The organism is Limnobacter sp., from assembly GCF_036846585.1.
Taxonomy (GTDB): domain Bacteria; phylum Pseudomonadota; class Gammaproteobacteria; order Burkholderiales; family Burkholderiaceae_B; genus Limnobacter.
Window position 1 is genome coordinate 36,297 of record NZ_DAIUBR010000006.1, and the last position, 14,160, is coordinate 50,456.

General features: G+C 54.9%; 13 protein-coding genes. 6 read left to right on the forward strand and 7 right to left on the reverse strand.

The window, feature by feature from the left end; genetic code table 11:
• Positions 1 to 15: 15 nt before the first annotated feature.
• Positions 16 to 735 (reverse strand): haloacid dehalogenase type II, encoded by a 720-nt coding sequence (locus tag V7028_RS04485; protein WP_334118903.1) that lies wholly within the window; start codon positions 733 to 735, stop codon positions 16 to 18.
• A 170-nt stretch (positions 736 to 905) separates the two neighbouring features.
• Here V7028_RS04485 and V7028_RS04490 point away from each other — a divergent pair, with 170 nt between their 5' ends.
• Entirely contained in the window at positions 906 to 1,577 is a 672-nt protein-coding gene (locus V7028_RS04490; RefSeq protein WP_334118904.1) for a GntR family transcriptional regulator, read from the forward strand.
• Positions 1,578 to 1,585: 8 nt separating this feature from the next.
• Here the strand turns inward: V7028_RS04490 and V7028_RS04495 are convergent, their stop codons facing one another.
• From V7028_RS04495 to V7028_RS04510, 4 genes are read right to left on the reverse strand one after another with little or no spacing between them, the layout of a single operon-like run.
• Positions 1,586 to 2,194, reverse strand: a complete 609-nt coding sequence (locus tag V7028_RS04495; RefSeq protein ID WP_334118905.1) for a flavin reductase family protein — start codon at positions 2,192 to 2,194, stop codon at positions 1,586 to 1,588.
• Positions 2,195 to 2,208: 14 nt separating this feature from the next.
• Entirely contained in the window at positions 2,209 to 2,742 is a 534-nt protein-coding gene (locus tag V7028_RS04500) for a YaeQ family protein (protein ID WP_334118906.1), read from the reverse strand.
• A 56-nt stretch (positions 2,743 to 2,798) separates the two neighbouring features.
• Positions 2,799 to 4,136 carry a DUF1329 domain-containing protein gene (locus V7028_RS04505; protein WP_334118907.1) on the reverse strand — a complete coding sequence of 446 codons (1,338 nt, stop codon included), beginning with the start codon at positions 4,134 to 4,136 and terminating at the stop codon, positions 2,799 to 2,801.
• 26 nt (positions 4,137 to 4,162) lie between these two features.
• A complete protein-coding gene (locus tag V7028_RS04510) occupies positions 4,163 to 5,611 on the reverse strand; it encodes a hypothetical protein (protein WP_334118908.1) in 1,449 nt (482 codons plus the stop codon).
• Positions 5,612 to 5,712: 101 nt separating this feature from the next.
• Here V7028_RS04510 and V7028_RS04515 point away from each other — a divergent pair, with 101 nt between their 5' ends.
• Positions 5,713 to 6,381: a TetR/AcrR family transcriptional regulator gene (locus V7028_RS04515; protein WP_334118909.1), complete on the forward strand. Its 669-nt coding sequence runs from the start codon at positions 5,713 to 5,715 to the stop codon at positions 6,379 to 6,381.
• On the opposite strand, the gene V7028_RS04520 is transcribed toward V7028_RS04515, so the two are convergent.
• Together V7028_RS04520 and V7028_RS04525 are read right to left on the reverse strand one after the other, a co-directional pair.
• Positions 6,376 to 7,755, reverse strand: coding sequence for an FAD-binding domain-containing protein (locus tag V7028_RS04520; protein WP_334118910.1), 1,380 nt, complete (start codon positions 7,753 to 7,755; stop codon positions 6,376 to 6,378). The genes V7028_RS04515 and V7028_RS04520 overlap by 6 nt on opposite strands.
• Positions 7,756 to 7,765: 10 nt before the next feature.
• A complete protein-coding gene (locus V7028_RS04525) occupies positions 7,766 to 8,689 on the reverse strand; it encodes an undecaprenyl-diphosphate phosphatase (protein ID WP_334118911.1) in 924 nt (307 codons plus the stop codon).
• A gap of 113 nt (positions 8,690 to 8,802) precedes the next feature.
• Between V7028_RS04525 and V7028_RS04530 the strand changes: the two genes are divergently transcribed.
• Genes V7028_RS04530 through V7028_RS04545 form a run of 4 tightly spaced genes read left to right on the forward strand, consistent with a single transcriptional unit; the run spans position 8,803 to position 14,159 of the window.
• Complete coding sequence (locus V7028_RS04530; RefSeq protein WP_334118912.1) at positions 8,803 to 9,951, forward strand: DegT/DnrJ/EryC1/StrS family aminotransferase; 1,149 nt, start codon at positions 8,803 to 8,805, stop codon at positions 9,949 to 9,951.
• Positions 9,944 to 11,089: an ATP-grasp domain-containing protein gene (locus V7028_RS04535; RefSeq protein WP_334118913.1), complete on the forward strand. Its 1,146-nt coding sequence runs from the start codon at positions 9,944 to 9,946 to the stop codon at positions 11,087 to 11,089. The genes V7028_RS04530 and V7028_RS04535 overlap by 8 nt, the downstream gene beginning before the upstream one ends.
• Before the next feature lie 24 nt (positions 11,090 to 11,113).
• Positions 11,114 to 12,247 carry a Gfo/Idh/MocA family protein gene (locus tag V7028_RS04540; RefSeq protein WP_334118914.1) on the forward strand — a complete coding sequence of 378 codons (1,134 nt, stop codon included), beginning with the start codon at positions 11,114 to 11,116 and terminating at the stop codon, positions 12,245 to 12,247.
• A gap of 13 nt (positions 12,248 to 12,260) precedes the next feature.
• Positions 12,261 to 14,159: a hypothetical protein gene (locus V7028_RS04545; RefSeq protein ID WP_334118915.1), complete on the forward strand. Its 1,899-nt coding sequence runs from the start codon at positions 12,261 to 12,263 to the stop codon at positions 14,157 to 14,159.
• The last annotated feature ends 1 nt before the right edge of the window (position 14,160 follow it).

The following is a 14,160-nucleotide window of genomic DNA, read 5'->3' on the forward strand; positions in this document are numbered from 1 at the left end:
TCCGTGTCTTGCGGTTTAAGCGGCCAGTTGGCGGGCCAGATCCACAAAGTCTTGTGCTACAAAATCAAATTCGCCTGCTTGCACTTTCGGCAAGGGCACGTGTTCGCCAAATTCAAAGGGACGCATCACATAGGCGGTGCGCATGCCTTGCGCCTTGGCGGCGCGCAAATCACTGGGGTGGGAAGCACACAGCATCACCTGCTCAATTGGCAAATTCAGCAAACCCGCCACACCGTGATAGGTTTCAGGGTCAGGCTTGTAATGCTTGAACAGCTCGGCCGACACAATGCAGTCCCAGGGCAGACCTGCGTTTTTCGCCATGGCGGTGAGCAGGGAAAAATTGCCGTTCGACAACGTTGTGATAGTGAACTGTTTTTTCAGGGCTTGAAGACCTGCAACCGTGTCAGGCCAGGGCGCAAGGCGGTGCCACACCTTGTTCAGGTTTTCGCGCTGTTCGTCTTTCAATTGGAAAAGCCCGAACTGCTCCACGATTGAATCCAGAATCATGCGGTGCAGGCTGTCGATGTGCATCCAGGGCAACTCGCCTTTGCGAACACGATCCATGGCCGGTGCATAACCAGCGCGCCAGGCATCCGCAAACGCCAGTGCATCCACCTGAATATTCAGGTGCCTGGCGATCACAGCCACTTCGCGGGCCACGCTGCCCCGCCAGTCTACAACTGTGCCAAATACGTCGAATGCAAGTGCTTTAACTGCACTGGCTGGGTGGCTCATCACCTGTCTCCTCGTCGGTTTACCCGAAACTGATTGTGTTTGGGCGTTTGCTCTCTTATTATTGTATGTAGAGCATCGCATTTTGCATGCGTTTTTTGATTTCTTGTATACAAGACTAATTCCGCTCGTATACATTGTCAATAACGCTGATTCATTTTTTTTATCGCCCCATGAAGAAAAAACTCTCGGAAGACGTACGGGATCAAATCGAAGAGTTGATCGCTTTCGGCAAGTTACCGCCGGGCGAACATCTAGACGAAACTGAGCTGGCAGCACGGTTTGGCGTGTCCCGAACCCCTATTCGAGAGGCACTGAACCAGCTTGCCACTGCAGGCCTGGTCGATTTGCGCGCGCGCCGGGGCGCGGTGGTGGCACAGTTCAGTGCCCAGCAATTGGTCGAAATGTTTGAGGTAATGGGCGAATTTGAAGGCATGTGCGGCAGGCTAGCTGCCCGCAGGCTAACCGATGAGGAGCAACAAGAACTGCTGGCCACCCACGAAGAATGCAAGGCCGCGATGGCCAAGGGTGGAGACCCAGACGAGTATTATCAGCTCAACGACAAATTTCACGGTGTCATTTACCGTGGTAGCCACAATGAATTTTTGATCGAACAGGCTTGGGGATTGCGCAGAAGGCTGCGCCCTTATCGCCGCTTGCAACTTCGCGTGCGCGGGCGCATTCCGACTTCGCTGGATGAACACGATGCAATTGTGAAGGCCATTCTGAACGGTGAGGGGGATACAGCAAACGAGCTGCTTCGCAACCACGTCATGGTGCAAGGCCAGCGCTTTGCTGATTTGGTGGCTTCGCTGCCTTTGCTAAAGGCGAGGTCAGCGGCTTAGTGTTTTAACTAAACCGTCGGCCTTGCCAATTCAAAATTACTGCGGGTGGTGCAATAACCATCGCCCGTCAGTTTGCCCACCGCGTCCAGCAAATCATTGGCAATCAAACCATTGCGCATTGCAGCGTCATTCACTTCAACACCCAGCACATCCAGCAGCATCATCGAGCCACCCATGGGGCCCTCACCCACAAGTTTCACTTCCCGCAAATTGCATTCGAAACGCACCAGTGCATCTTCAACGCCAGGTGCAGTCACCGCTTTGCTCAGTGACTTTTTTAAACCGGCTTTTTCGAATTCATCCACTTCGGGCGGGTAGTCGCCACAACTGGTGTTCATGGCGTCCACCAGCACATGGCTCACCACGTTCACCACGCATTCACGCGTGGCCTGCAAGTTGGTTAAGGTGTCTTTCTCAGCGCGGTTGCGTGGGTTCACCTGCACTACGCACAACACGGGCGGCTTGCAACTGGCCACCGTGAAAAACGAATACGGCGCCAAATTGGCCGTGCCGTTTTCACTTAGGGTGCTGACCCAGGCGATTGGGCGCGGCACCACCGCCCCGGTCAACAATTGATAGTTTTCGCGTGGGCTGATTTCCGCGGTGTTGAAGTACATAGCGAGTTGACTCCTTACACAGATACGTTTTTCAGAATGGTCGGCTGCACCTCACTTTCACCCAGATACACCATGCCTTCCTGAATGGTGCAGGCCAGGTTCATGTTGCGCTGGGCCAGGCTTGCCAATTTGGCGCCATCTTCCACGCTCAGTTGCAGCACCTGCACTTTGTCCAGTTTGTTCAACCAATCCTGGTTTTGTTTCCACCACACAGCGGCTGAGCGGGTGTAGCAGTAAATCACCACGCGATCTGAACGGCCGCATGCTTTTTTTATTCTGCTTTCATCGGGCTGACCCACATCAATCCACACTTTGATTTGCCCTGTGGGGTCGACTTCCCACACAGCAGCCTCTTCTTCTGCCGACAAGCCTTTGCCGAACTGCACATCTTGCCCTGCATGCATGGCAAAAGCCAGCAGGCGAACCATCATGCGTTCTTCCGTTTCAGAGGGATGCAAAGCGAGGGTCAGCGCGTATTGCGCGAAGTGGTTGCTGTCCAGGTCGGACACATCCAGTTGAACTTTGTAAACGGTGGCTCGAAGGGCCATGAGGCGACTCGCGGTTTGAAACATTCAAACCGCGATTATCGCTGATTACAAGCCTGTTAACGGCCCATGCGACGCAAGGCTGCCGTAGAGAAGTCGGCAGGCGAGTACTTCTTGCCAAATTCGGCAAACTTTTCTTCGTTGGTCAAACCGCCCACCAGGTAGCGGCGCGACTGCAAGTCGTAAATCACTTCGCCTGCGGACGCAAACGTAGGTGCCTGGTACGCCTGTGTGCCAAACACTTCACGCACACGCCACAAGCTGTTGCGGCTGTCGTACTGGTCGCCGTGCAACACACCCCATGAGTCTTCATCAATGTAGAACACGCGCTTGGCATAAATATGGCGCTTGCCTGGCTTCAGCGTGGCTTCCACCACCCACACGCGGTGCAATTCATAACGCACCATGTCGGGGTTGATGTGGCTTTTCTGGATGATGTTGCTGTACTTCTGGGTTTGATCGGCCAGCTTGTAGTTGTTGTACGGCACGTACATTTCTTTCTTGCCAACCAGCTTCCACTCGTAACGATCTGGCGAGCCGTTGAAACCGTTCAGGTCGTCATTGGTTCGCAGGCCATCAGCACCAATACCGGGGGAATCATAGGCCAGCTCTGGCGCACGAATCACGCGGCGCTGCCCGGGATTGTACTGCCAGGCCAAACGGGGTTCTTCAACCTGATTGATGGGTTCGTGCACCAAGGCCACTTCGCCAGCTGCATTGGCAGGCGCGGTAATCTGGTTCATGAAGTAGAGAATACGGTTGGGTTCGGGGTTGTCCATGTAAGAAGCCAGCGACACTGTTTCCATCCGCTTGCCCACGGTAAATGACCCGTCGGTTTGAACCGGGAAGTCGGCGGAGTAACGCGTGAACGAGCCACCCAAATCACGGAAGTTGTGGTTCCAGATCACCTCGATGCCGCTTTTTGGCACAGGGAAAGGCACGTTTGATTTTTTAATGCCTGTGACACCGTTGCCGTTTTCAACCAACTTCACGTTGGGTGCTTCAGCTTTGGCATTGTCGTACACCGACTGGCGATAACCCGCAGTGCGGTGGGTTTTGTACACGTTCATTTTGTACGTGGGGTAACGCTTCATCAATTCCATCTGGCCCGGGGTCAGGTTGGCCTTGTACTGCTCCATATTGGCCGCGCTGATGGTAAACAGTGGTTTCTCGCCAGCGAAAGGATCGATGTAACCTTTGGCGGGATCAAACCCTTGGGGCGGCTTGACCATGCCACCAGTCCATTCCGGAATGGTGCCTTCGGCATTGCCCTTTTTCTCTGCACCGATCGGTGTCAGGCTTTTGCCCAACTCGGACAGGTCGTTGGCCAGTGCTGCGCCACTTCCCAGAATAATTGCTGCGGCCAGCAAGCCGTGTTTCAACTGTTGAACTGCCATTTCATTGTCTCCTTGTGGATGAATGGTTATCGATTGGTGTTTTGATCTTGTTCACACAGCGCGAACACCTCGCTGCTGCGGTTGCTTTGTACAAATACTTCAGGCCTACAGTACACGCCCTTGGGCGCGAATTCGCCCATCACCGTCTGCAATGGTTCACCCTGCTGAACATTTTGAATGGCCTGCTCAAAAACCGGGTTGTGCAGCATGTGGCGGTACAACAAAACCTGATCTGGATAGGGCCCCCAGGGAAGCCACACGAAACCATTTTCTGCAGTTGCGTTGGCAGGCCTGTCCGCGGGGTCGGAGATGACAACGGTGAAGTAACCGGAGTCATCCAGCGGCACCTGGTAGTCGGCTGCACAATCGGTGTAACGCTGGGTCGCAAACTCATTGGCACACAGCGACCAATAGCGCAATTGTTCCTCCTTGAATTCCACGCCGGGCTGCCCACGGTAGGTGGGTGCCTTGGCCCGAACCATGGCAATGCTGCCGCCACTGCGGTCGAATGCGGTGCTGGTATAGGCATTGTGCACATTGCTCAGAAACCCGCCGGAACCCGAATCCACACGCTCACCCACAGCGCTGGTGCCTTGCCCGGTCACGTTGCCCACAATTCGCAGCGCGGTGTCGCCCAAGCTGTAAAATTTGGCGGTGCCGGGTGGATGGGTGGCGGTTGGAAACGGCAGCGCGAGTTGATTGGGGTAGTCAAGCCCCAGCAGCAGTTCATTCAAGCCCAACACGGGCAGCGCCCCCCCGCCATTGGGCAGGGTCGGTTCGGCACAGTCGGGAAGGGTGCCCAATTCACGGCTACCATCGGCGGTTTCAAGCGTCAGGGTGGGCAAGCCCACACCACCGTCCATGAATTCACCCGCATTGGACACATACACCCGGTAAATGAAAAGCGCCAGGCCATTGGGCACACCCAGCGGCCCCAGACCGATCTCGCCGGTGTAAAAAGTATTCTGTTTTCTGGGTACTTCTGAGTTTTGCGTGGGCGATGCACCATATTCCAGATAGGCGGTGTACTGCCCCCCCGGTTTTGCACCTTTGCGCAGGAAAGGGTTTCCAGCACGGCCCGCCGGGCTTAATTCAAAATCAGCGATTGCATCGGTGGGCCGCAGGGCCACATCGTAAGCGTTGTACGAAAAGTAACGCGCATCGGGATAACGGCCGTCAATGCGCAATCGGGTTTGTGGCGACACGGGCGCGGCAGCCACCCAATATTTGGCTTCACTGTCGGGAAACGCGATGTTGGCTTTGTCCGGATCAGACGCAGCGACCCAGCCGCAACCCAGCCCCAACGGGGTTTCGCTGCCCATGGCTTGCATCAGCGATTCGTTGCTGAGCACGTTGCCTGAACTGGGCGACACAACTGCCATTTCAGTGCCTGGCACCTCTTCGGACGAACAGGCACCCAATGCCGCCAAGGCCAGCAACGACAATCCGGTCGTGAACACTTGAACAAGTTTCACGCATGTCTCCTGATTTTGTAGTTATAGTGTGTTTAATCACTCTAGATTAATACCAAGGTATTAATTCAGGCAAGCAGAAAATTACTCACAAAAACAAACACATGAATAAACCTGCCGATTCTGCCCATTCTGTAGTTGATACTCGCGAACAGCTGTTACGGATTGCATTGAATGAATTTGCCCGGCACGGTATCGAAGGTGTGACGCTGAGCAAGATCCGCCAGTTGTCGGGCCAGGGCAACCGCTCTGCAGTGCATTACCATTTCAAAAGCAAAGAACGATTGGTCGAAGAAGTGGTGGATTTCGTGACCGGTCAGCTTGATGTGTATTGCAAACAGGCGCATGCCGAGTTCGCGCTAGGCTTGCCCGAACACCGCGAGTGGACACGCTTGAGTGAACTGATTTTCGACCCGTTCCTTCGGCTGTTTGCAAGCGGTGAAACAGGGGCCACCTGCATTCAGTTTTTATCGCGCCTGACCTGGCAAACCGGCGAACAGGGGCAACGTTTCCTGACCCGGTTTTTTAATCCTTACATGGCTGCATTCGCCCCCACCTTGCAGCAAATGCTGCCGCATTATTCTGAAACCCAATTGCGCTTCAAAATACATTTGGCTGTGAACACCGCCATTCATGGGCTGGCCGATTTTTCCATGGTGATGCACGATGAACGCCTGTTGCCTTTGGTCAGCCAGGCCGATGGGCCGAAAGAAATGCGCAGGCTGTTTCACGACTACATAAGCGCAGGGTTGAAAGGTAACGCGACGCTATAACAACTTGTTTTGCCGCATGGCATGCAGGCGCGCTTTGCCCTGCTTCAGCGAACCCGCGTTGTCGACGATCGGCGGCAGACAATTGGGCGTGTTGAATTCAGGCAACCAGCGGCGAATAAACTCGCCTTGGGGGTCTTGCTCAAGCTGTTGCTTCACCGGGTCATACACCAGCATTTGAGAGAAATGACTGGTGCCCGATGCAATGCGCACTTGCCCGTAGTGAATGGCGGGTTCAAAATCAAGAAACTGCTGCGCCAGGTACAGGGCCACAGGCTGCCAGGGCAGGCCCAGTTGAACGCACGCGAATGACACCAGCGTGGCCCGCGCCCGCATATTCAGCCAGCCGGTTTGACACAGGCAACGTTGCAAGGCGTCGATGTAGGCGAAGCCGGTTTTGCCCTGCTGCCATGCGCTTAGAAAATCCTCATTTGTTTCAGCGGGTTCATTTGCGTAAAAGGCATCGGTTTCCAAACCCGTGTGGTTTTCAAACTGCTGAAAGTAGCCTTGCCGCCATATCAGCCTGTCAACATAAAAACGCGCGGCGTCTTCCACCTTGGCGATCAATTCCGCATCGCCCTGCCCGTGCACGGTGTTCACCAGTGCGTTCAGTTTTTGCAGCACTTCCCGGTCGCTGACCACGCCATACGCCAGGTAAGGCGACAGGCGCGAACAGCCATTGAACGCCTTCAAGGGGCTGGAAATTGAGAATGGGTAGGCCCTTAATTTTGCAGGTGTGAAAAACTTTGCAGCCACCGCCCGCGCCTGTGTTCGGCCACCCTTCATCCGCAGGGGTTTGTCATCGCCTGCAGCCAGTGGCACTGTGGCGCGGTTCAATGCGTGCGGGGGCTGGGGTGCGAAGAAAGCCGACAAATCGCGCTCCGCCGGGTTTTTGATTTCCTCTTGCGCAGCGCGGTCAAGGTAAGTTTGAAAGCTGACTCTTTCACCGCGCGGGTTTGCACAATGTGCAACACGCTGCACATTGTTCTGCGGCAGTTCAATGAATGCCACACCCGCACTTTTGCACCAGGCCGCCACGGCCTGGTCGCGCCTGTATTGTGCAAGCTGCGTGGTTTCCTGATGCGCCCACAGGTGGGTAAACTTGAATTGTGCGTGCAGCGCGGCCAGCACATCAACGGCCTCGCCCAGTTCTTCGTGCAGGTAGCCGCCGACGGCGTTGAATTGCTGATGCAGGTCTTCCAGACATTCATGCACAAACAACTGGTGTTGGCGTGCTGTGTGCACATCCGCAATGTGGCTGGGTTCGTGAATGTACAGGGGCAACACCAAACCATGGTGTTTGGCATTGCGCATGGCCTGAAATAGCGGCAAGTGGTCGCTTAAACGCAAGTCCCGCTTGAACCACAACACCTGCATGCTACTTCCTTTAAAGGGGCTGCAACACCCCGGCGGTCAACAGCGCCAATACCACCACGCCCAGCACCACCCGGTACACCACAAACAAACCGTAGCCACGCGTGCTGACAATTTTCAGGAACCACACAATCACGGCGTAGCCCACAAAGAAGGCGACAAAAGTGGCCAAGGCTGTGTTGGCCGGACTGACCGGGCCCGCCACGCCCCAGCTTTTGTACAACTGGTAAAAGCCCGAAGCAAACACCGCAGGCACCGCCAGCAGGAATGAATAACGCGCTGCGGCCTCGCGGGTGTAGCCCATCAGCAAACCCGCCGTGATGGTGCCGCCTGAACGGCTGACACCGGGAATAAGCGCCAACGCTTGGGCAAAACCAAACACAATCCCATCGCGCCAGGTCATGTCGCGCAGTTCGGTTTGGCGCTTGCCCGCCTTGTCGGCAAAACCAAGGATGAGGCCAAACACAATCAGCATGATGGCGGTCAGGTACAAATTGCGCAGGTAGGTTTCAATCATGTCTTGAAACAACAGGCCCAGAACCCCGATGGGCAGCGTGCCCACAATCACCAGCCAACCCATTCGGGCATCGGGATCCATAGGCGCACTACTGGGAGTATTGCGCTTGAACGAACCACACCATGCCAGGAATATTCGGGCAATGTCCTGCCGGAAATACACCAGCACCGCCAGTTCGGTGCCCAATTGGGTAATGGCCGTGAACGCCGCGCCGGGATCAAGCCCTGAGGGCAACATGGGGCCAAGGATGCGAAGGTGCGCACTTGACGAAATTGGTAAAAATTCGGTTAGCCCCTGAATGAGCCCCAAAATGACAGCTTCAAACCAACCCACACCGTTGCCGGCAACAAACATGGCAAATTCCTGGTAAATGACAAAAAAATGAATGCAATACACCAAAAACACAACGGAACAGGCCATTGTTGGCGCGTTTTCAATGCGCCACTATAACAAGCCCGAACAGGGGAAAACATTTTTCTGGAGGGGAAAGAGGCCTGATATTTAACAAATGATCACAAGCCCTTGCCCACATAATGAAGAAAATCAAACAGAAAGGCTTGGGAATGGACGATCGGAAAATTTTTGTGACGCAGCCCGCGCTGCCGCCGCTTGCAGAGTTCATTCCCTATCTGGAACAAATCTGGGACAGCAAAACCCTGACCAACAACGGGCCTTATCACCAGCAGCTTGAAAAAGCCCTGTGTGAATACCTCGGCGTGCCTTTCCTTTCCCTGTTTTGCAACGGCACCATCGCCCTGATGACCGCGCTGAAAGCCCTGCGCATTCAAGGCGAAGTGATTACCACCCCCTATTCCTTCGTGTGTACCAGCCATTCCCTGTTGTGGAACGACTTGCAACCCGTGTTTGTTGACGTGGACCCCGTCACCCTGAACCTGGACCCCCGCCGCATTGAAGAAGCCATTACCCCGCAAACCAGTGCCATATTGCCCGTGCATTGCTATGGCCTGCCCGCCAACACCGAAGAAATTCAGCGCATTGCCGATGTGTATGGCCTGAAAGTAATTTACGATGCTGCCCACGCCTTTGGCGTGAAGCAACACGGCGAGAGCATTTTGAATGCAGGCGATTTGTCGGTGCTCAGCCTGCACGCCACCAAGGTGTTCAACACCTTCGAGGGCGGTGCCATTGTTTGCAAGGATGAAAAAACAAAGCAGCGCATCGATTACCTGAAAAACTTTGGCTTTGCCAACGAGGTGACCGTGATGGCCCCCGGCATCAACGGCAAGATGAGCGAACTGAACGCCGCATTTGGCTTGTTGCAATTGAAGTACGTGGACCAGGCCATTGAAAAACGCCACCGCATTCAAGCCCTGTACCGCGAATTGCTGATCAACATTCCTGGTGTCCAACAAATGACCGTGCCTGAAAACGTTCAATGGAACGGTGCCTACTTCCCGGTTTTTGTGAATGGCCACTACCCCATTTCACGCGATGCGCTGTATGCGCGGCTTCAAGAACATGGCGTGAATGGCCGTCGTTATTTTTTCCCGCTGATCAGCAGCATGCCGATGTACCGCGGCCTGCCGTCTGCCGCACCACGCCGTTTGCCCCATGCGCACAAGGCCGCTGAGCAGGTGTTGTGCCTGCCGATTTACCCAGACCTTGCGCTGGAAGACGTAGCCCGCATCTGCGTGATCATCGACGAGGCCAGCCGTGGCTAAGGTGCTGCTGGTTGACACCAATTTTTCCTCCGGGCCTATCCTGAATTTCCTGCGCAATGCCGGGCACACGGTTATGTTTGCTGGCGGCAAACCCAACGATTTTCTGGCCAAGGCCACACCCGGTTACCAGCAAGTGGATTATTCCGACCCCTCAGCGCTGGCCGATTTGTGCACACGGCTTGGCATTGAATACCTGGTGCCAGGCTGCAACGACAGATCCTACTATTCTTGCGCAGCGGTGTCGGAAACACTGCACTTTCCCGGTATTGATCGCCTTGAAGCCACAGAAACAATCAACCACAAACAGAAATTTCGCAGCTACGCGCAACGCGAAGGTTTGTCCGTGCCACGTGTGTTTGGCAATGATGAAACACCCACCTGCGCCGTAATTGTAAAACCTGTGGACGCCTACAGCGGCCGCGGCATCACCGTGGTACAAGCTGGCGAAACCACGCAACTTGCACGCGCCATTGAAAGCGCCAAAGCCGAATCGAAAAGCGGCGACTGCTTGGTGGAAGAGTACGTGGACGGCCAGTTGTACAGCCATTCGGCCTTCGTGGCCAATGGTCGCGTGGTGCAAGACTTCATGGTGATTGAACACGGATCGGCCAACCGCTTTGTGGTGGACACCAGCCACATGGCCATCGACTTTCCTGCCGAAATGCACACCCGCATTCGCCGTGAAATTGAACACCTGGCCAAAACCCTGCGCTTGTGCGACGGCTTGGTGCATACCCAGTTTCTACTCAAGGACGATCAATTCTGGCTGGTGGAAATTACCCGGCGTTGCCCCGGCGACCTGTACAGCCAACTCATTGAGCTTTCAAGCGGCTTTCCCTATGTTGCAAGTTACGCCAAAGCCTTTCTGGGTCAGCGTGCCGCCCCCGGCGCATTGAAACAGAATTTTATTTTGCGCCATACCCTGACCTTGCCGCACGAAGGTTTGTTGCAACACCTGCACTTTAACCACCCGGTGCACATGGAGCGTTGGGTGCCCATTGCCGCCACAGGCGACTTCATTGCACCCAGCCCGGTGGGCAGAATGGCGCTGCTGTTTGCGCGCTGTGGCAATGCTGTTGATCTTCAAACGCTGGCCAACCATGCAATTCAGCGCAGGCTTTACACCTTCAATGGTTAAAGCCCCACGCAAAGGACATTGAACATGAACACACCCATCAGCAAGCCCATCAAGGTCGCCATGATAGGCGGCGGCGTGAATTCAGCCGTGGGCCGCGTGCATGAAATTGCCATGAAAATGGACAATGAATTTGATCTTGTGGCGGGCTGCTTTAGCCGCAACCCCGAATTCAATGCCGAGTCAGGTCGTCAATACCATGTGCCAGCCCACAAGCTTTACTCCAGCGCGGAAGCGTTGATTGACGCGGTGGCCGATGAAGTGGATGCCGTGGTAATTGCCACGCCGATCAAATCGCATGCGCAGTACATTCATTTGGCGCTCGATCACAATTTGCGCGTAATTTCAGACAAACCCCTGCTGGCCAATGTGCATGAATGCAAAGAACTGCTGGCCCGCGTAGAACCCGACAACACCCAGGTGTTTTCAATTTTCAATTACACCGGTTACCCGGCCGTGCGCGAAATGAAACGCCGCGTGGAAAGCGGCGCCATTGGCAACGTGTTCAAAATGATGGTGGAAATGCCGCAGGATTCCTACATGCGGCTGAGCAACCAAAACAAAACCCAGGCCATTCAGGCCTGGCGGCTTGAAGATGGCGACATCAGCTGCGTGTCGCTCGACCTGTTCGTTCACCTGCACAGCCTGGTGAACTTTGTGTGCGGCAACACGCCGCTTGCCGTGAATGCCTGGCAACGCGCCATCACGAACGTGGCCCCCGGTCTGATCGATGAAGTGGATGCCGTGATTCAATACAGCGACAACCTGATGGTCAACGCCTGGTACGGCAAAGCTGTGTTGGGTTACCGCAATGGTTTGCGCATTCGCGTGTTTGGCACCAAGGGCAGTTTGCAGTGGCACCAGGAACAGCCGGAACTAATCGAGGCGGCAGACGACGCTGGAAACCGCATGCTGCTTGACCGCATTTCCACCGACAGCACCATCACCGCGCAACCCCGCTACAACCGCTTCAAGGCCGGCCACCCTTCCGGTTTCATTGAAGCCTTTGCGAATTACTACGCCGACATTGCGCAAGCCATGCGCGATGGAAAACTGAATGCCTACACACTGTCCACGGGCGTTGCCGCCGAAGGGCTGGCCCTGAGCCAGGCCATTGCGCAGGCTTCTGCCACCGGACGCACCATTGAACTTGCTCACTGAGAACTTCACGACAATGACCACACCCAACCTTGAAGAACAATTGCAACCGTTGTTCAATGAAATCGACACCAAGTTACAGGCAATTGAAAACGGTGCCTATTTGCAGCGGCAAGATCCGGAAAAAACCATCAACCAACTTGCCGTGTTGGTCAACGATTGCCAGAACAAGCCCTACGCCAGTTTGATGCAACTGAACATTCAAGGCACCACGGAATTGTGCACCCGGTTTGCCGCATTGTATGTGAACGTGCTGACCGACCTGAAACACACCCTGAGCTTAAACAGCGTGCTGGTGCTGACAAAACAAAAACGCTTCATGAGCTATGTATTTGAAGTGTCTGGTTACGGCGGCAACAGGGCCACCTTGCACATGCTGCTGCAAAAAGCACGCGACAAAAAAACCAAACACCTGAGCGACAACCCCGCCATGGTGCGCGCCGTGTTGCTGGCCGGTGTGGGTGATCTGGAAGCAAGCGACCTGGTTGAACTGACACTGGAAAATTCTGAAACGGCGGCGCTGCTGGCCATCGGTTTGTTGCTCGACCGTTTGCCCCTGACACTGACTGGTGATGCCGGACGCACTTTCCTTCTGGAAGAATACAACCCCTACGAAGTACTGCGTCCGCTGGACCAATACCGCGCATTGATTTCCAACATCTGGATGCTGTGCAGCTACAGCACATCGACCCGCAAACACGACATCAAAAAACACCTGAACAACTGGTTCAAGCGCGTGCACAAGGCCAAAGGCATTCAACCCAAACCGGCGGGCAGCGTTAAACATGCGGGCAATGTGGGCAACAAACCAGTGATGGCCGTGATCGCGGAAACATTCAAGTCGGTGCATGCCATGTACCGCTGGTACGCCCCCATGATCAAACGCCTGAAACGCGATTACTACATGGTGATGGTGTCGATGAAAGCCGATGTGGATACGCAATCCATGGGCCTGTTTGATGAATTCATTGAAGTACCCGACGATGAAATGAACCTGCAACCACTGCTGAACCAATGCACACCCGACATTGCGTGGTTCATGAGTGTGGGCATGCGTTCGTGGGGCATATCGCTCGCCAACCTGCGTTGGGCACCCTTGCAAACCATGAGCTTTGGCCACCCCGCCACCAGCCACAGCACGGAAATGGATTTGGCCTTTGTAACCAGCCGCGTGTTCGGCGGCCAGAGTGTGGTGAACGAGAACATGCTGATTCTGGAAAGCGAAATTGGCAATGTGGCCGAAGCGCATCAGGACTTGAAGCTGCCACCGCCCGCCGTGTTGGGCGACGACATTATTTCGATTGCAGTGCCCTGCAATGTCATGAAAATCAATTTGAGTTTTGTGACAGCGCTGAAGGAAATCGAGCGGCTGTCCGTCAAGCCCGTGCGGTTCATGTTCTTCCCCAATGAATATGGGTTGGGGCATTTGTCCACTGAACGCCGTTTGCTGAAATACTTTCCCACTGCCGTGGTGGCACGCCGCACCGGCTACGACGCCTATTTGAATTTGCTGAACCAGAACCACCTGGCGCTAAGCCCATTCCCGTTTGGCAATGCCACATCGACCATCGATTGCATGGTGCTGGGTTTGCCTGTGGTCAGCCTGATTGGTGCAGAACCCCATTCACGCAGCGACTACGACATACTGGCCTCGCTGGGCCTGGCCGAATATTGTGTTGCCGATTCCGTGGAAAACTACGTCAATGGTGTGGTGCGCTACATCAATGAACCGGGTTTGCTGGAGGAACTTCGGGCCATGGTCGAGTCCAAACAATTCATGGACTTGCACCAGCAAAACGAGAACGAATTTTCCGATGAAATGTGCAAGGCCTTGAACTGGGCGTATGCGAATCAGGATGAAGTGCGTGGGCCAAGGGGGTTGATGATTGAAGGGGGCGGTAGGTGGGTAGGTTAGG